This window comes from Mangrovimonas sp. sgz306409 (genome assembly GCF_059735265.1).
In genome coordinates this window covers 416,166-434,088 of record NZ_JCAPEU010000002.1, presented here as the reverse complement: position 1 = coordinate 434,088, position 17,923 = coordinate 416,166, and the positions used below count along the sequence as shown (strand labels likewise).

13 protein-coding genes are annotated in these 17,923 nt (G+C 38.1%); 9 read left to right on the top strand and 4 right to left on the bottom strand.

Annotated features, from left to right (window positions below; translation table 11 throughout):
* Nucleotides 1-106 precede the first annotated feature (106 nt).
* The 3 genes from AC6I5C_RS05285 to trkA form a co-directional block, all read right to left on the bottom strand.
* Nucleotides 107-352 (bottom strand): hypothetical protein, encoded by a 246-nt coding sequence (locus AC6I5C_RS05285; RefSeq protein WP_497904257.1) that lies wholly within the window; start codon nt 350-352, stop codon nt 107-109.
* Between the two features lie 128 nt (nt 353-480).
* Complete coding sequence (locus AC6I5C_RS05280) at nt 481-1,977, bottom strand: TrkH family potassium uptake protein (protein ID WP_053976040.1); 1,497 nt, start codon at nt 1,975-1,977, stop codon at nt 481-483.
* A 14-nt stretch (nt 1,978-1,991) separates the two neighbouring features.
* Nucleotides 1,992-3,341, bottom strand: a complete 1,350-nt coding sequence (gene trkA, locus AC6I5C_RS05275) for a Trk system potassium transporter TrkA (RefSeq protein WP_497904256.1) — start codon at nt 3,339-3,341, stop codon at nt 1,992-1,994.
* Between the two features lie 303 nt (nt 3,342-3,644).
* Here trkA and ubiE point away from each other — a divergent pair, with 303 nt between their 5' ends.
* Together ubiE and porT are read left to right on the top strand one after the other, a co-directional pair.
* A complete protein-coding gene (gene ubiE, locus AC6I5C_RS05270) occupies nt 3,645-4,376 on the top strand; it encodes a bifunctional demethylmenaquinone methyltransferase/2-methoxy-6-polyprenyl-1,4-benzoquinol methylase UbiE (RefSeq protein WP_076663018.1) in 732 nt (243 codons plus the stop codon).
* Between the two features lie 42 nt (nt 4,377-4,418).
* Nucleotides 4,419-5,132 (top strand): type IX secretion/gliding motility protein PorT/SprT, encoded by a 714-nt coding sequence (gene porT, locus AC6I5C_RS05265; protein WP_497904255.1) that lies wholly within the window; start codon nt 4,419-4,421, stop codon nt 5,130-5,132.
* Nucleotides 5,133-5,145: 13 nt separating this feature from the next.
* On the opposite strand, the gene AC6I5C_RS05260 is transcribed toward porT, so the two are convergent.
* Nucleotides 5,146-5,874 (bottom strand): TrmH family RNA methyltransferase, encoded by a 729-nt coding sequence (locus AC6I5C_RS05260; RefSeq protein ID WP_497904254.1) that lies wholly within the window; start codon nt 5,872-5,874, stop codon nt 5,146-5,148.
* Nucleotides 5,875-5,992: 118 nt separating this feature from the next.
* Here AC6I5C_RS05260 and tamL point away from each other — a divergent pair, with 118 nt between their 5' ends.
* From tamL to AC6I5C_RS05225, 7 genes are all read left to right on the top strand, one after another.
* The gene (tamL, locus tag AC6I5C_RS05255) at nt 5,993-8,518 is read left to right on the top strand and encodes a translocation and assembly module lipoprotein TamL (RefSeq protein ID WP_497904253.1); all 2,526 of its coding nucleotides are present in this window, start codon (nt 5,993-5,995) and stop codon (nt 8,516-8,518) included.
* 130 nt (nt 8,519-8,648) lie between these two features.
* Complete coding sequence (gene fbaA / locus AC6I5C_RS05250; protein ID WP_053976045.1) at nt 8,649-9,716, top strand: class II fructose-bisphosphate aldolase; 1,068 nt, start codon at nt 8,649-8,651, stop codon at nt 9,714-9,716.
* 36 nt (nt 9,717-9,752) lie between these two features.
* The gene (gene accD, locus AC6I5C_RS05245) at nt 9,753-10,610 is read left to right on the top strand and encodes an acetyl-CoA carboxylase, carboxyltransferase subunit beta (RefSeq protein WP_497904252.1); all 858 of its coding nucleotides are present in this window, start codon (nt 9,753-9,755) and stop codon (nt 10,608-10,610) included.
* Nucleotides 10,611-10,772: 162 nt separating this feature from the next.
* On the top strand, nt 10,773-13,286 hold the full coding sequence (locus tag AC6I5C_RS05240; protein WP_497904251.1) for a LamG-like jellyroll fold domain-containing protein: 2,514 nt from the start codon (nt 10,773-10,775) through the stop codon (nt 13,284-13,286).
* A 148-nt stretch (nt 13,287-13,434) separates the two neighbouring features.
* Nucleotides 13,435-13,704, top strand: a complete 270-nt coding sequence (gene rpsO, locus AC6I5C_RS05235; RefSeq protein ID WP_053976048.1) for a 30S ribosomal protein S15 — start codon at nt 13,435-13,437, stop codon at nt 13,702-13,704.
* A gap of 156 nt (nt 13,705-13,860) precedes the next feature.
* The gene (locus AC6I5C_RS05230) at nt 13,861-16,116 is read left to right on the top strand and encodes a polyribonucleotide nucleotidyltransferase (protein WP_497904250.1); all 2,256 of its coding nucleotides are present in this window, start codon (nt 13,861-13,863) and stop codon (nt 16,114-16,116) included.
* A gap of 193 nt (nt 16,117-16,309) precedes the next feature.
* The gene (locus AC6I5C_RS05225) at nt 16,310-17,683 is read left to right on the top strand and encodes a glycosyltransferase family 2 protein (RefSeq protein WP_497904249.1); all 1,374 of its coding nucleotides are present in this window, start codon (nt 16,310-16,312) and stop codon (nt 17,681-17,683) included.
* The last annotated feature ends 240 nt before the right edge of the window (nt 17,684-17,923 follow it).

Below are 17,923 nucleotides of genomic sequence, written 5' to 3'. Positions count from 1 at the left end.
TGAAGATTTAAAAGGTGAAACTTAAATATGAACAAAAACTCCCCTACATCAATCCACGAACCGTGATGATCACAAAACAATTAGAAAACTTGGATGAAAACCAAGTCTATTTAAAAAGTAAAATAAATACGAGAAAGAAGAGAATCACTCTTAGTATCGTAGCAGCATCCGAAGTCCTGAAAAACAAACGTTTCTCTATACGACTTCTACAACTGAATAACTTATTGTATGAATATTGAGTAAAATTGGTTCTTGCACTTTGTTTGTACTCAGAATTCAACAAACCTAAATTGTTTTCCTTTACCCAAAAGGGGAAAGGTTCCAAATCTTGTGCAGCGTTTAACGTTTTCATGATAATTGATTAATTGATTACATATCATATGACGCTAAAAAATATGTTTTGTTACATAGACCATTAATTCACAATCGTCTAACAGAAAAAAAACAAGCACTTATAAAAATCTTAGACCGCTTAATTATTTATCTATTCCTCCAAAAGAAAGGAGTTAAAAGGATAAGGACCGTAAAGAGCTCTAATCTCCCTAAAAGCATTAAAAAGGAAGCCCACCATTGCCCTAACATAGGTAATGCAGCATAATTATTTACTGGGCCAAATTTCCCCAGTGCAGGCCCAATATTACCCAAACTGGACGCTGCCAAACCAATAGAGGATTCGAAATCAAGTTTAAACATCGAAAAACCTAAGCCTCCAACAATAAACGCCAACATATACAGGATAAAGAATCCTAAAATATTAAATACAATATCCCCTTGAATAGATTTGGTATTATATCTCACGGGCAATACCGCATTGGGATGCAAAGCTCTTCTGAACTCCAAAAAGCCATTCTTGATCAAGATAAGATGCCTTACTACTTTCACGCCTCCTGAGGTACTTCCTGCAGAACCACCCAAAAACATCAATCCAAAGAAAAACACTACCAAAAATGGCGTCCAAAGCGTATAGTCGGCTGTGATGAATCCTGTTGTGGTAATTACGGTCAACACCTGAAATAGAGCATGCCTAAACGAACTTTCTGCACGTCCCCATACCATTGGGTGCTCAATGGACGAAATTCCCAAATCTGCCCTAAAGTATATGATTACAGCGGCAATAATCGTAAAAGCCGTTACGAACTTAAAATACAGTCGAAATTCCTCATCTCTAATTGCCTTTTGCACGGTACCTTTGAACACAAAATAACTCAACACGAAGTTGGTTCCTGCCAAAAACATGAAAAGAATGATAATGTACTGTATCAAAGGTTGACCATTCCAATAGGCTACACTAGCATTTTTTGTTGAAAATCCTCCTGTAGAAAGTGTACTCATGGAATGGTTAATGGCATCAAAAAAAGACATGCCCGCTACCTTAAGCAAAATAGTTTCTGCGGCAGTATATCCAAAATAAATCAACCATAAGCGTTTGGCCGTATCGGTAATACGAGGATGCAATTTATCGGCACTTGGCCCCGGGGCTTCGGCAGCAAACAGCTGCATCCCTCCTATTCCCAAGAGCGGCAAAATGGCTATGGCAAGCACAATAATCCCCATACCTCCAATCCAATGCGTGGTACTTCGCCAGAACAATACACCTTTAGAAACAACTTCAATATCATTCAATATCGTGGCTCCCGTTGTCGTGTACCCAGACATAGTTTCAAAAAAAGCACTTGTGAAAGTAGGAATAGTTTCGGTAAGCAAATAAGGCAAGGCTCCTGAAGCTGCCATCACAATCCACCCAAAAGTCACGATAATGTAACCTTCCCGTTTATTCATTTCCTTGTTGTACTTCCTTGTACTTACCATCAAGAATGTCCCTATCAGCAATACAAGGATTCCAGACATGAATATCCGCAAAGCTTCGGATTCATGATACAAAGCACTTACAAGTGCAGAAATGAGCATAAACCCACCATTAAACAACAGCAACAGCCCAAAAAAGTGAAAGATAATTTTATAGTTGAGTTTCTTCATTTTTATAAGCTTCTTTAAAAGAAAAATTTCTCAACCTCGACAATCGATCTTGGGAGACAACATACTACCACCCTATCTCCATCAGAAATTTTGAAACTTCCCAATGGAATCATTCCTTCACCATCTCTAATTACCCCTCCAATAATGGCAGAACGCGGAAAGTCAAGATCCTTAATCATCTTGTTACAGATTTTGGAACTTTCATTTACCACAAACTCCACCAATTCGGCATTCATATTATTAAGCTTGGTCATGGCCACAATCTCTCCTTTTCTAATGTATCTAAAAATACTGTTGGCCGCCAATAACTTTTTATTAATCAACGTATCAATTCCAATGGATTGCGACAATTGGAAATAGTCCATATTCTCAACCAATGCGATGGTTTTCTTTACTCCTTTTGATTTCGCCACCAAACAAGACATGATATTGGTCTCGGAATTTCCTGTTACAGAAATAAAGGCATCCTGAGCATCAATATTCTCTTCTTCCAAAAGTTCCACATTACGTCCATCTCCGTTGATCACAAGCGCCTTTGGCAATTCATCGGCCAACTCAAAAGCAATATTCTTATCCTTTTCAATAAGCTTCACCTTAAACTTGTTTGCGCACAAATCCTTGGCGGTTTTATAACCAATTTTACTTCCTCCCAGAATCATCACATCCCGGACATCTATTTTCACCTTCCCAGAAAGTTCAAACAATTCATCGTCACCTCCTTTTGAAGTAATAAATACCACTTTATCACCTTCCTTAAACAGCGTGTCTCCACGAGGAATGATAGTATATTGCGTTCCATATCGTTGAATGGCTATGGGCACAAAATGTATTTCGGTCAACACTTCTGCCGCCTCTTTTACGGTTTTATCAACAAAAGCTGCATTTCTGGACAATCGTAAACTCAACATCGTTAAGGCGCCATCCTCAAATTCGTAACTATCGTTAAAAGCGTATTGATTCAACAGCAACTGAATTTCTGAGGCTGCCAAATCTTCTGGAGAAATCAACTCGTCAATCCCAAACTTGGTAAATCCAACCTCATCTTTCTGCTCCAAAAATTCAGAATTGGCAATTCTAGCAATGGTACGTTGGGCTCCCAATTGCTTGGCTAAAACACATGCGGTGATATTAGTGGTTTCAGAAGAAGTTACTGCTATGAACAATTCCGAAGTGTCAATCCTAGCTTCCTTTAAAATAGCAATGGAAGTGGCATCTCCCCTAATCACTTTAATATCCAAGTGATTGTTGGCATAGGCCAGACTTTCTTTGTCGGTATCTAAAAGCGTGATTTCTTGAGATTCGTAGGATAATAATTTTGCCAAATGAAACCCAACTTCACCTGCTCCTGCAATAATTATTTTCATTTGTTAACGTTTAGTTGTTCAAAATAGCTGGGATCTGTAAAAAGAACGCCCATTAATAAAATGTTCGATTGGTTGTAAAATTGTTCCCATTAAGGAACAAAAGCATTCAAAAATAGCTAAACAAATATAGTATAATTTTATTTCGAAAGCTTTTTCTCTATTATACGTGAAGTTAAGCATATGTTACTGAAGCAATAACTTATTCACACCAACTCATTTAAAACTTCTATCGTCATTTATTTTTAGGTTGCCTGAAGCCTATTAGCCATGAAAATTTATGTAGTTTTGCCAAAAAAAGATAGAATGTCCACAAAAGTGAAGCCATATAAAGACAGTGACCTGAACAAAAAGCAACAGGTTACCCAAATGTTTGATACCATTTCTAAAGAATACGACGGACTTAACCGAGTGATTTCCTTTGGAATTGACATTAAATGGCGCAATAAAGTTGTGGATATTGTTGCTCAAAAGCAGCCCAACAAAATTTTGGATATCGCCACAGGTACTGGAGACTTGGCCATTACACTTACCAAAACTGGTGCCAAGGAAATTATTGGATTGGACATTAGTGATGGTATGCTTGAAGTGGGCCGCAAAAAAGTTGCCGCAAAAAATCTTGAGGATACTATTTCTATGGTTTTGGGAGATTCTGAAAGCCTTCCTTTCCCAGACAATACGTTTGATGCCATAACCGTAGCTTTTGGAGTGCGCAATTTTGAAAACCTGGAACAAGGCCTTTCTGAAATTTTAAGAGTACTAAAACCTAATGGTGTTTTTGTGATTTTAGAAACTTCGGTTCCTACCCAAACACCTTTTAAACAAGGCTATAAATTTTATACCAAATATATCTTACCAACCATTGGCAGGGTCTTCTCAAAAGACCAATCGGCGTATGCTTATTTAAGTGAATCTGCCTCGGTTTTTCCTTATGGAGAAGCTCTAAACAATATTTTGCGTAAAATTGGGTTTATAGATGTCAGTAACAAACCCCAAACATTTGGAGCGGCTACAATTTATTCCGCTTCCAAAAAATAATGTGACACCTTTTGAACCCTTTGATTGTAAATTAAATTTTCAATGAAAAAAGTAGTTTTTATTCTCTCTTTGTTCTTATTAAGCCAAGCAGCGTCTGCCCAATTGTTCACGAAGGAAAAAATCAAGAACAATGAAAATTTTGACAAGCAGCGCCTAAGTTGGGGGTTCTTTTTAGGGTTCAACAGTTATGATTATCAATTTAACTACGAAGAAGATTTAAAGGACATTTTAGTAGACAACACCGTAGGGTTTAACGTAGGCTTGATTTCCGATTTACGCCTTACCGAATACCTAAACCTGCGTTTTGAACCAGGATTATACATTACGCAACGTAACCTGCAATATGACCCGAGCTATTTCTTAGGAATGGATTATAACGCTTCAGATTTGCTTCGCGAAGTAAAATCTACTTATGTACATTTTCCTCTGCTTTTGAAATTTTCAACCAAACGTATCAACAACTTTAAACCGTTTATCGTTGGTGGGGTTTCTACAGCCATTAACCTTTCCAGTAATCAAGAAAACCCAGATGACAATTCTGTTGGGGAATTCAGATCGGAAAGAAACATGATGTTCTACGAACTGGGATTTGGTGTCGATTTTTACTTGTACTGGTTTAAGTTTACGCCTTCTATTAGAGGGGTGTTTGCCCTAAACAATGAAATTATTCAGGACAGGGATCCAAATAGCCCTTGGACAGGTAATGTCCATACCATGAAAACCAGAGGGGTATTTGTTAATTTCACCTTTCAATAGAAACGTAAATTCTTTACTGCTTTCCTCTTCTAAACTCGCTTAAGAAGATAGCCGTTGCCGTTGCCACATTTAAGCTTTCGGTAGCCTGCAAATTACCGTAACGCGGGATACTAAGTTTAGTCTGAACTATTTCTTCAATTTCAGAAGAAATGCCGTTAGCCTCATTTCCCATTACCAAGATGCCTTTATCTGGTAAGTTTTGGTTATAGACATTGTCCCCATCCATAAAGGTTCCAAAAACTTCTGATTGTGTACTTTTCAAAAATGAAGTCAAATCCAAATACGTAATATTCACTCTGGTCAAAGAGCCCATAGTAGCCTGCACTACTTTGGAATTATAACAATCCACCGTAGCCGAACTGCACACCAAATCACTAATACCAAACCAATCACACAAACGAATGATCGTGCCAAGATTCCCTGGATCTCTCAAATCATCAAGGGCCACAATCAAGCCATCTTCTTTAATGGATTTCGACTCAGGAATTCTAAATAGAGCCAAAGCAGTATTGGGAGTTTTTAACGCACTGAGCTTTTTCAACTCTTGCTCAGATATAGAGACAACCTGTTCCGAGGCAACTCCAAAATCCGTTCCAGTAGTATACAACTTATAAAGTTCAAAAGAGGAATTTAAGAACTCTCCAATCCCCTTGATCCCTTCCACCACAAACAAACCTTCCTTAATACGGTTCTTTTTTTGTGCTAAACTTGTAATTAATTTTATTTGGCTCTTTGTTAACATCAAAATGTCTTTACTTTTGTTATCGTTGTAACTACCGTACAAAGTAATGCTTTTTTGGAGTAATTTTTGATATGCTACAGCAACAATGCCATAAAATTGACCTTATAACGATTTCTGTTTGAAGCAAACTTTTAAATATATATTGGTTTTCTTTACCTTCGCTTACCTACTAGCATCCTGTAATGTGATGAAGCGTGTTGGTGAAGATCAATTTCTTCTTTCGGGAAACACTACTATGGTAAATGGGAAAAAGGTAAACACCGAGGCCATCAATAATTCCTATTACCAAAAACCTAACGGAAAACTTTTAGGCTACCCTTTGCGCTTGCACATTTACAATTTGGCAAGGCCAAACTTGGACTCCATTCTTAAAGACAAAATTTATAACGATCCAAAAAAGTTAGCTTGGAAAACGAGGCTGCTTTCCAGAAAGCAATTGGATAAAGATGTCCAATCCCGTTTAGATTTTAATGCTTGGCTGAAAAAAACAGGTGAAGCACCTGTAATTGTAGATTTGCCAAAAACAGAAAAAACCACAACCAACCTTAGCCGATATTTTATTAGCAACGGATGGTTTGATGTGCAAACTTCATACAGTATTTCTAAAACGGATAACAGACGTGCTAGCGTCACCTATTTTGTTGAAACAGGAAAACCCTATATTTTGGATTCCATTTCAGAGAAAATTGCCTCACCAGTTGTGGATTCGCTTTATCAGAATTTAAAAAAGGAATCACTTATAAAATCAGGAGAGCAGTACAAGGAAACCAATTTCACCAACGAAAGGGAACGCCTCACATCGGCCTTGAGAAATTCTGGGCTTTTCCATTTCGGTCAGGATTATATCACTTTTGATATTGATACCATTGGATCTTCAAAAAAGGTATTTACGGACCTTATTATTAAAAATAGAAGTATTCGTTATGAGGATTCCATTGCAAGGGTTCCTTTCAAAATATACAAAATAAAACAGGTCAATATCTATACAGACCACACTTATACTAATAAGGAAACCGAAACATTGGATTCTATAGAATATAAGGGCTACAAACTTTACAGTTATGGCAAATTAAGGTACCGCCCAAAAGCGCTTACCGATGCTGTTTTTATTTCTAAAGGTGAACTTTTCAGGGACCTTGACAGAAGTAGGACCTACCGCTATTTAACCGATCTCAAAGTATTCAGATACCCTAACATTGAATATATAGAAAACCCACAGGATACAACACTTACTGCCAATATTTATCTTTCTCCAAAGAAAAAGTATGACCTTGGATATGAAATAAATGTCACTCAAAGTAACATCCAAACCATTGGTTTTTCATTAAGTGGCGGATTGATAATTCGTAACGTATTTAGGGGTGCTGAAACATTGGAAATGTCCGCTTTGGGTTCTATTGGGTCCTCCAAAGACGCTTCTATTTCCCAAGACCAGTTTTTCGACATCAATGAAGCGGGAGGAAATATTAAACTTACCATTCCCCGCATATTTTTCCCAATACGGACCAATAAAATCATACCAAAATACATGTCTCCAAGCACCCGTATTTCGGTAGGAGCTACCACGCAAAGAAATATTGGATTGGACAAACAAACCTTAAACGGTACTTTAAACTACAATTGGAACCCATCCAAAAGAACCACAAATAGTTTGGATTTCTTCAATCTGCAATTTGTAAAAAACCTGAATCCCGACAACTATTTTGGAGTTTACCAAAACTCGTACAATACGCTTAATGATATTTCCAATAGCATCGATTACAACAACGGAGAAGATTTGACCTATCCAGGACTAACAGACCAATTTATAAACGATGTTTTAGCCGGCAACACCTCTATAACTCCAAGCGACGATGACTTTGAAACCGTTTCGGCCATCAGTGAGCGTCAAAACAGACTAACAGAAAACAACTTGATTTTGGCCTCCAGTTTCAATTATGTATTGAACAAACGTGAAAACCTTTTGGATAATGATTTTTCTATCTTCCGATTTAAGTTTGAGGTTGCAGGCCCACTACTTAACACCTTTTCAAGATGGACGGGTTCTAAAAAAAATGCCAATGATCAATACGAAATACTTGGCGTGGCTTTTTCCCAATATATGAAAGGAGAACTGGACTATGTGAAATATTGGGATTTGGGCAAAAAGAACATCGTGGCCGTGCGTAGTTATTTGGGAATGGCCATTCCCTATGGCAACTCCAACAGTATTCCTTTCTCCAAGAGTTTCTTTTCGGGAGGACCTAACGACATCAGGGCCTGGACTGCCTACAACTTGGGCCCCGGGAGCTCGCAATCCATTAATGAGTTCAACGAAGCCAACATGAAAATCACCTTGAGTCTGGAGGAACGCTTCAATGTTTTGGGGAACCTTAACGGAGCCCTATTTGTAGACGCAGGAAATATCTGGAACATTGCTGATAACGTAAATGACGATAGAGCTACGTTTAGTGGAGTTGACTCTTTAAAAGACATTGCCGTAGGTTCTGGTTTTGGGTTGCGCTACGACTTTACATTTTTTGTTCTTAGGGGAGATATCGGGTTTAAAACCTATGATCCTTCATACGATTTGGGTGAGCGTTGGTTTAAAGACTACAATTTTGGAAATGCCGTTTACAACATAGGTATCAACTACCCTTTCTAATTCCTTTTTTCACTTTCATTTCGATAACGTTGTAGTGCAATTTTGATGCAACAATGCTCAATTTCAGTCTAAGATGTGCAAAAAATTGATTATTTTTGAACTTATTATTTCAATATAAAATACACTAAAAATGAGTCACAATATCAAAGCAGGAGTTGCTACAGGAAAAGAAGTTCAGGAAATTTTCAAACTTGCAAAAGAAAAAGGGTTTGCCCTTCCAGCAGTAAACGTAATTGGTTCCAACACTATCAATGGTGTTTTGGAAACAGCGGCAGCACTTAATGCCCCTGTAATTATTCAATTCTCAAACGGAGGTGCGCAATTTAACGCCGGAAAAGGATTAAGCAATGAAGGTCAAAAAGCAGCGATTGCAGGATCTATTGCAGGTGCCAAGCACGTTCACGAAATGGCCGTAGCTTATGGAGTTCCAGTAATTCTTCATACAGACCACTGTGCAAAAAAACTATTGCCTTGGATTGATGGCCTATTGGATGCCAGTGAAAAACATTTTGCTGAAACAGGAAAGCCTCTTTATAGTTCCCACATGATCGATTTAAGTGAAGAGCCTCTTGAAGAAAACATTGAAATTTGCAAAACCTACCTTGAGCGTATGAGCAAGATGGGAATGACCTTGGAAATTGAGTTAGGAATTACAGGTGGAGAAGAAGACGGTGTTGACAATTCTGATGTTGATGACTCTAAACTTTACACCCAACCAGAAGAAGTTGCTTATGCTTATGAAGAATTGAGCAAAGTAAGCGATCAATTTACCATTGCAGCTGCCTTTGGAAACGTTCACGGTGTTTACAAGCCTGGTAACGTAAAATTGACTCCAAAAATCCTTAAAAACTCTCAAGAGTACATTTCTGAAAAATACAATGTACCTCACAACCATATCGATTTTGTATTCCACGGTGGTTCTGGTTCAACAGTTGAAGAAATTAGAGAAGCCATTGGATATGGTGTGATCAAAATGAACATCGATACCGATATGCAATATGCATTTATGAGCGGAATCCGTGATTACATGGCCGATAACAAAGACTATTTACAGGCTCAAATTGGCAACCCAGAAGGTGATGATGTACCAAATAAAAAGTTCTACGACCCTAGAGTTTGGTTGCGTGCAGGAGAAAATACGTTTGTTGAAAGATTAAAAAAGGCATTTGAAGACCTTAATAATGTAAATACTTTATAAATTTGCACCCGAAATAATTAACTAAAATTAGTTTTAATGTCTTGGTTTAAAAGAAAAACAAAAGGGATTACTACCACTACCGAAGAAAAAAAGGACACTCCTAAAGGTCTTTGGTACAAATCCCCTACGGGTAAAATTGTAGACACAGAAGAGTTGGAAAAGAATTTTTATGTGAGTCCAGAAGACGATTATCACGTAAGAATTGGCAGCAAGGAGTATTTCGAAATTTTATTCGATGACAATAAGTTTGAAGAACTGGATGCAAACCTAACTTCTAAAGATCCTTTAAAATTTGAAGATACCAAAAAATACCCAGACCGTTTAAAGTCGGCCCAAGAGAAGACCAAATTAAAAGATGCTGTAAGAACAGCTGTTGGTAAATCGAAAGGGAAAGACTTGGTGGTTGCCTGTATGGATTTTGCGTTTATTGGAGGTTCTATGGGAAGCGTTGTTGGTGAAAAAATTGCCCGCGCTGCCGATTATTCCCTTAAAAACAATGTCCCATTAATGATCATTTCCAAATCTGGAGGTGCCCGTATGATGGAAGCGGCGCTGTCTTTAATGCAATTGGCTAAAACTTCTGTGAAGTTGGCACAATTGGCCGAAGCTAAAATCCCTTACATTTCTCTTTGTACCGATCCAACTACTGGAGGTACTACGGCGTCATTCGCTATGTTGGGAGACATCAACATTGCAGAGCCGGGAGCCTTGATTGGTTTTGCTGGCCCTAGAATTGTAAGAGACACCACAGGTCAGGAATTACCTGAAGGATTCCAAACTTCAGAGTTCCTGTTGGAACACGGTTTCTTGGATTTTATTTCGCACAGAAAGAATCTTAAAAACAAAGTCAACCAATACATTGACTTAATCACAAATAAGCCCTTAAGGGCATAATAAAAAAGCGACCTAATTAGGTCGCTTTTTTATTTCCATTCACTTCCAATACCTTTCCTAATTCATCCAATGTTAAAAAGATTTAACTGAACAGCTTACCAATATTTCTTGTAAAAAATATCCTAATTGGTAACTTGCCGTTCAATTAACCTAATCTTTAACATGAATTACTTTTATTCCCTAAAAAGCAAACTTCTTTTTAGCTTGCTTTTTTTGACATTCTTTATGGGAATGTCCCAATCCAATCAATATCTTCACTTCGACGGTGTTGATGATTATGCATCCTTACCCAACGGCGCACAGTTTATCAATGGCAGTAACACTATTACCATGGCAGGCTGGTTCTATACAGATGAACTAGGATATGCCCAAGGTATGATGGGTATAAGAGGTGGCGGAACAGGTGATGGCGAAATGTATGTCAACCAAAAACCTAATGGAGGTCTTGAATGCAGATTGGTGACAACAGCCGGGTTTCATAATATCACGCTTCCTGACGGCACTATTGTAGCTGGCCAATGGCAGCATGTTACATGGGTATATAACCAAACTTCCCTTGAACTATTTATAGACGGTGTTTCTATAGCAACAACCCCAGCATCCGGTGTATTTTCATCTACCGACAGACCCTTTACAATAGGGAAATCCATTCTTGCAAGTTACAACTTTGTATTTCCAGGAAGAGCCGACGAAGTATCCCTTTGGAACAAAGCCTTGACACAAGCCGAAATTCAGGACATGATTGCCAATGAATTGACTGGCGATGAAGCGAATCTCCAAGTTTATTACAAATTCAACCAAGGAACTCCTGGGGGAAACAACACTAGCATCACACAATTGATGGACATTAGCGGAGAGGAAAATAAAAATGCGACTTTAAACAATTTTGCGCTCGATGGAGAAACCTCGAATTTCAATGGTGAATTGGAATCGACTTTTCAAGCAATAAATTTCCCTCAAATTCCTTCAAAATTAATTACAGATGCTCCATTTCAACTTCAAGCAACGGTTAATTCCAATCTTCCTATTTCCTATGAAATAATTTCAGGTCCAGCCACAGTTGATGGAGATATCCTTACTCTTGACGGAGTGCCCGGAGAGGTTAGCGTCAAGGCTAGTCAGCCTGGAAATGACATCTACGAGCCAGCAGAAGACATCTTGATAACCTTTGCGGTTTTAGATCCAGATGCTGTTTTGGCTGAAGCTGAAATATTACATCCCTTAGCAGGAAACGCCTATACTTCAAGCTTAATGCCCATTCAAATTGCCTTTAGAGCAGACATCCCTTATACCGAACTATTTTCAATTGCATCAATTACTGCAACCGTTGATGGTGAAGAAGTAACTTTGACAAACTACGGTAACGGTTATTATTCTGGCTGGTGGACACCAAGCTCTTTTGGAAATCATGACTTAGAGATTGCTTCTACTAATAATTTTGGAGCAGAAGGAAGCCATACCAGCACCTTCAATTTGACTTCAACAACACCTACGCAAACATTGAATGCAACAGAAGATGTTTGGGTATATGGCGACGTACCTTCTGTAACGGTTGAAACAGACTTACCTAGTTATGTTGGTGCCTATAATGAAATTACCGGAACCCTTTTTATAGACTGTCCAGACGGAGGTTGCGATCCTTGGGATAGAATTTCTTCTGTTGAAGCATTGGGTAAAGATGGTCAATGGTATGAAATTATCCGTTATTTAACTCCTTATGGCGTAAGCTGCCAACACGAAATCGACCTTACGGATTTCATGTCTCTACTAAGTGGAAAAACAAAATTCAGAGTGAATCTTGGAACCACAGGAAATGGTTTCCTTTACACACTACAATTGAGTTATACGCCAGGGACTCCAGAAAACCCTTATAGCCAGATTCAAAAATTGTGGAACGGAACTTACCAATTTGGAGACATGGCCAATTTGCAACCTACAGAAGATTTCACAAAATCGTTCCCTGAAAACACACAATCTGCGAAAATTAAATTGGTATCTACTGGTCATGGTTGGGGAAGTACCAACACAGGAAATGCTGCAGAGTTTAAACAAAATACCCACCATATTTGGGTAGACGATGAGCAAACCTTTACACAATTGAATTGGGTAGATTGTGATCCCAACCCAGATAATTGTAGTCCACAGGCTGGAACTTGGTATTACAATAGAGCAGGATGGTGCCCTGGAAGCATTGCCCAATTTTTTGATTATGATATGACACCGTATATCAATAATAGCTCTGTAGACCTCGAATATGTTTTTGATGAAAGTTATACTGACTATTGCCACCCTAACAACCCAAACTGTATAACTGGTGAAACCTGCTCCGATTGTAATGATGGTTTCAACCCTCACCTAAAAGTGAATTCGTTTTTGATTTCATTTGGAAATGCTCCTATGGACAATTCATTGAGCGTAAATGACCTTTCAATTGCTCATAGCATGCATTTGTACCCAAACCCTTCCGCAGGAACATTCTTCGTTGAATTCAACAACGATACTCAAGTTGACAATATTGAGATTTTTGATGTGACAGGAAGATCAATTTTACAAACTCCTGTTACCAATGGTACCACCTTAAAACAAATTACCCTGGATGGAAAAGCAGGAATTTATTTGGTAAGTCTAAAAAATGGCAATGATGTATTGGCGACAAAACGATTGATTGTAGAATAAATTCATGATTGGGTCTTTTGAAGCTTTGTAAATTTTATTAAAAAATCATTTTTTGGATCATTATCTTATAAATGATTTAAAATTACTATATTTGCCGCTTGAAAGAAACCCTTTCATAGTACATAAAAATCATTAAAACAATATTGGAATGTATTTAACTAAAGAAAAGAAAGAAGAAATCTTCGAAAAGCACGGAGCTGGAAAAAATGACACAGGAAGTGCTGAAGGGCAAATTGCATTGTTCACTTACAGAATTAACCACTTAACAGAACACTTAAAAAAGAATCGTAAAGATTTTAACACTGAGCGTTCTTTGGTAAAATTGGTAGGAAAGCGTCGTGCTTTGCTAGATTATTTGACTAAGAAAGATATCTTAAGATACCGTGCTATCGTTAAAGAATTAGGATTAAGAAAATAATTGTGAAAAGAGGCTTTATGCCTCTTTTTTTTATTTATATATTAGCTCAAGCGAAAGAGTTTAAAATTCGTATAAGAAGCTCATAATAGTTTTTCATTGGTCATCACAACAACTACAACAACACAACGACCATTGTTTAATTAGAATAAAATATTTATGATTCCACAAGTTTTTAGAGAGGTCATCGACCTTGGAGATGGCAGAGAAATCTCTATCGAAACCGGAAAATTGGCAAAACAAGCCCATGGTTCGGTCGTTGTTCAATCAGGAAAATGCATGCTTTTATGTACTGTTGTTTCCAATTATCAACAAAGTGATGTCGACTTTTTACCATTAACAGTAGATTACCGCGAAAAATTCGCAGCCGCAGGGCGTTATCCTGGAGGTTTCTTCAAAAGAGAAGCAAGACCTAGTGACGGTGAAGTTTTGACCATGCGTTTGGTAGACCGTGTATTACGTCCACTATTCCCTAAAGATTACCATGCCGAAACCCAAGTAATGATTCAGTTAATGTCTCATGACGAAGAGGTAATGCCAGATGCCATGGCAGGTTTAGCAGCTTCTGCTGCAATTCAATTGTCAGACATTCCATTTGAAACACCTATTTCTGAAGTACGTGTAGGACGTGTTGACGGAGAATTGATCATCAACCCTAGCTTAGCGCAATTGGAAGCTTCAGATATAGATATGGTGATTGGTGCTTCTGCTGATTCCGTAATGATGGTTGAAGGTGAAATGAGTGAGATTTCTGAAGAAGAAATGGTTGAAGCAATCGAGTTTGCACATGCTGCTATCAAAGTTCAGTGTGAAGCGCAAGTAAAATTAGCTGAAGCTTTTGGTAAAAAAGAAACTCGTGAATATGATCCTGAAAGAGAAGATGAAGAGTTAGCTAAGAAAATTCACGACATGGCTTACGACAAGGTATATGCCGTAGCCAAAGCAGGTTCTTCAAAACACGAAAGAGGCGCTGCATTTGCCGAAATCAAAGAAGAAATTTTAGCAACATTTACAGAAGAAGAATTAGAAGATATAGGTGGCTTAGTTTCAAAATATTACAGCAAAGCTGAAAAAGCAGCTGTAAGAGACTTGACCTTAAACGAAGGATTGCGTTTGGATGGACGTAAAACTACAGACATCCGTCCTATTTGGTGTGAAGTAGATTATTTACCATCTACACACGGTTCTTCCATATTCACCCGTGGGGAAACTCAAGCCTTGGCTACTGTTACTTTGGGAACTTCAAGAGAAGCAAACATGATTGACATGCCGTCTTTTGAAGGGGAAGAGCGTTTCTATTTACACTACAACTTCCCTCCTTTCTCAACTGGTGAGGCCCGTCCAATTAGAGGAACGTCTCGTCGTGAAGTAGGACACGGAAACTTGGCGCAACGTGCGCTTAAGCGTATGGTACCAGCAGACTGTCCTTACACGGTTCGTGTTGTTTCTGAAGTATTGGAAAGTAATGGATCGTCTTCTATGGCAACCGTATGTGCCGGAACAATGGCATTAATGGATGCTGGTGTGCAATTAATCAAACCTGTTTCAGGTATCGCCATGGGATTGATTTCTGATGCTGAAACTGGAAACTACGCTGTATTATCAGATATTTTAGGTGACGAAGATCACTTAGGAGATATGGACTTTAAGGTAACTGGTACTGCTGACGGTATTACTGCTTGCCAAATGGACATTAAAGTAAAAGGATTGTCTTACGAGATTTTGGTAAAAGCCTTAAAACAAGCTCGTGATGGACGTTTACATATCCTTGGAAAACTAACAGATACTATCGAAACTCCAAATGCAGATGTGAAACCTCATGCTCCTAAAATGGTGACAAGAGTGATTCCAAACGAATTTATTGGAGCCTTGATTGGACCTGGAGGAAAAGTTATCCAAGAACTTCAAAAAGAAACCAAAACAACGATTGTTATCAATGAAGATCCTGTTACCGAAGAAGGTATTGTGGAAATCCTTGGAACAGATCAAGAAGGTATCGACAAAGTATTGGCTAAAATTGATTCCTTATTGTTCAAACCTCAAGTAGGAAGTGTTTACGAAGTTAAAGTAATCAAGATGTTGGATTTTGGTGCCGTGGTAGAATATATGGAAGCCCCAGGAAACGAAGTTTTGTTACACGTAAGCGAATTGGCTTGGGAACGCACTGAAAATGTAAGTGACGTTGTAAAGATGGGCGATGTTTTTGATGTAAAATACTTCGGAATCGATCCTAGAACCAAAAAGGAAAAAGTATCTCGCAAAGCAATCTTACCAAAACCAGAAGGTTTCAAAGAAAGACCTCCAAGAGACAATAACAGAGACAACAAAGGATCTCGAGACAACCGCGGACGCGATAACCGTAATCGTGACAACCGTAGTGACGACAGAAGACCTAGAGAAGACAAGAAAGAGTAGCAATTCCCTTTCTTAGTGCATATAAAACCTCAAGTAAAATTATTTACTTGAGGTTTTTTCTTTATTAACATTTGCTTTCCTACGGTTTTAAAACTTTTATCTTAAAATAAACCCAAAAAACATCTAAACCACATCCATCTCCGTACATATAGCATCTAAAAACCTATGTATTAATTAAATGATAGAATGACAGATGGAGACAATTAAACTTACTCTTAACAAATTAAAGACCAACAGCGAAAACCCCAATAATAAGCTAACCTTAATAAGCACTTTTATACTCATCCTTATAGGATTGTATTTCTTTTCAGTATTCCACAACGATTTTGAACAATTTAATGAAATGGGTAGACAGAGCATTGTAGGTGCAACGTTCCTAACGATTGCCACTGTATTGTTCTTTTTTAAAATTTTCTATTTCCTTTTTATTGCCTACAAGTATTTCAAGTACAAACCCGTTGCTTCTGTGAATGATGAAGAATTGCCTACCTGTACCGTAATTGTACCTGCCTATAATGAAAGTAAACATGTTTGGGATACCCTAATAAGTTTGGCTGAAAGCGACTATCCTGAGGACAAATTACAGATTTTGGCCGTTGATGATGGAAGTTTGGATGACACTTGGGACTGGATGGTCGATGCTAAAAAGAGATTAGGAGATCGTTTGGACATTTACAAACAACCTAAAAACCAAGGAAAGCGTCATGCGTTGTACCGTGGGTTCAATATAGGAACTGGTGATATTTTTGTAACCGTGGACAGTGATTCTGTAGTAGAACCAGATACGCTTAGAAACCTAGTGAGTCCGTTCGTTAACAATGAAGATTGTGGGGCGGTTGCAGGAAACATACGTGTATTGAACAACGAAAAGGAAATGCTTCCTAAAATGTTGGACGTAAGCTTCGTAATGAGTTTTGAATTTGTGCGATCTGCGGAAAGTGCTTTAAACTCAGTACTGTGTACACCTGGAGCTTTGGCTGCTTATAGAAAAACGTCCGTTCATGAATGCCTACCAGAATGGATCAACCAAACCTTTATGGGACAACCTTCAGATATTGGTGAAGACCGCGCCATGACCAATATGATTTTAAAACAGGGAAAACATGTATTGTTCCAAAGAAATGCTGTGGCTTACACCAACGTACCAGAGCAATATAAAGGTCTTTACAAAATGTTTATCAGATGGGGACGTAGCAACGTTAGAGAAAACATTGCAATGGCAAAATATGTATTTACCAATTTTAGGGAAGGCAACAAATTTGGAAGTCGTTTGTTATTTTTAAGTCAATCCACAAGAATCTTGATGAGCTTTCCTTTTGTACTGTTCATGTTATTATTCGTTTTGACCCATCCCCTACTATTTTTAGGATCTACTCTATTGAGTATTTTAATCACCTCCACTTTTTCAGTCCTGTTCTATTCATCCAAATACGAAACAAAAGAAGCCATTTGGGCCTATACCTATAGTATCTTTTACACCTTTGGATTATTCTGGATTACGCCTTACGCACTGGCAACAGCAAGTAGAAGAGGCTGGCTGACTAGAGGATTGGCCGAGAAACGATAGCAAATATTAGTATTAGGCAACTTTCAAAAAAATGAAAAAGAAAAATGCCATATACTGAAAAGCCCCGCAAAATAATGCGGGGCTTTTCCTTTTAAATAGGTCCGCCAAACTGCCAAATTCAGACAGTATGTCATAAAACTGAAATAATTTCACCTTGGCCAAATTGAAAATTTTCTAACAATTTCATTCAAAACTTCACAATACTTCAAACATATACGCAATCATTATCATATTCGTGAT

Excerpts from the sequence above, each read along its gene's own strand:
- AC6I5C_RS05285 (WP_497904257.1), bottom strand. The coding sequence starts at position 352 with ATGAAAACGTTAAACGCTGCACAAGATTTGGAACCTTTCCCCTTTTGG.
- AC6I5C_RS05280 (WP_053976040.1), bottom strand. The coding sequence starts at position 1,977 with ATGAAGAAACTCAACTATAAAATTATCTTTCACTTTTTTGGGCTGTTG.
- trkA (WP_497904256.1), bottom strand. The coding sequence starts at position 3,341 with ATGAAAATAATTATTGCAGGAGCAGGTGAAGTTGGGTTTCATTTGGCA.
- ubiE (WP_076663018.1), top strand. The coding sequence starts at position 3,645 with ATGTCCACAAAAGTGAAGCCATATAAAGACAGTGACCTGAACAAAAAG.
- porT (WP_497904255.1), top strand. The coding sequence starts at position 4,419 with ATGAAAAAAGTAGTTTTTATTCTCTCTTTGTTCTTATTAAGCCAAGCA.
- AC6I5C_RS05260 (WP_497904254.1), bottom strand. The coding sequence starts at position 5,874 with ATGTTAACAAAGAGCCAAATAAAATTAATTACAAGTTTAGCACAAAAA.
- fbaA (WP_053976045.1), top strand. The coding sequence starts at position 8,649 with ATGAGTCACAATATCAAAGCAGGAGTTGCTACAGGAAAAGAAGTTCAG.
- accD (WP_497904252.1), top strand. The coding sequence starts at position 9,753 with ATGTCTTGGTTTAAAAGAAAAACAAAAGGGATTACTACCACTACCGAA.
- AC6I5C_RS05240 (WP_497904251.1), top strand. The coding sequence starts at position 10,773 with ATGAATTACTTTTATTCCCTAAAAAGCAAACTTCTTTTTAGCTTGCTT.
- rpsO (WP_053976048.1), top strand. The coding sequence starts at position 13,435 with ATGTATTTAACTAAAGAAAAGAAAGAAGAAATCTTCGAAAAGCACGGA.
- AC6I5C_RS05230 (WP_497904250.1), top strand. The coding sequence starts at position 13,861 with ATGATTCCACAAGTTTTTAGAGAGGTCATCGACCTTGGAGATGGCAGA.
- AC6I5C_RS05225 (WP_497904249.1), top strand. The coding sequence starts at position 16,310 with ATGGAGACAATTAAACTTACTCTTAACAAATTAAAGACCAACAGCGAA.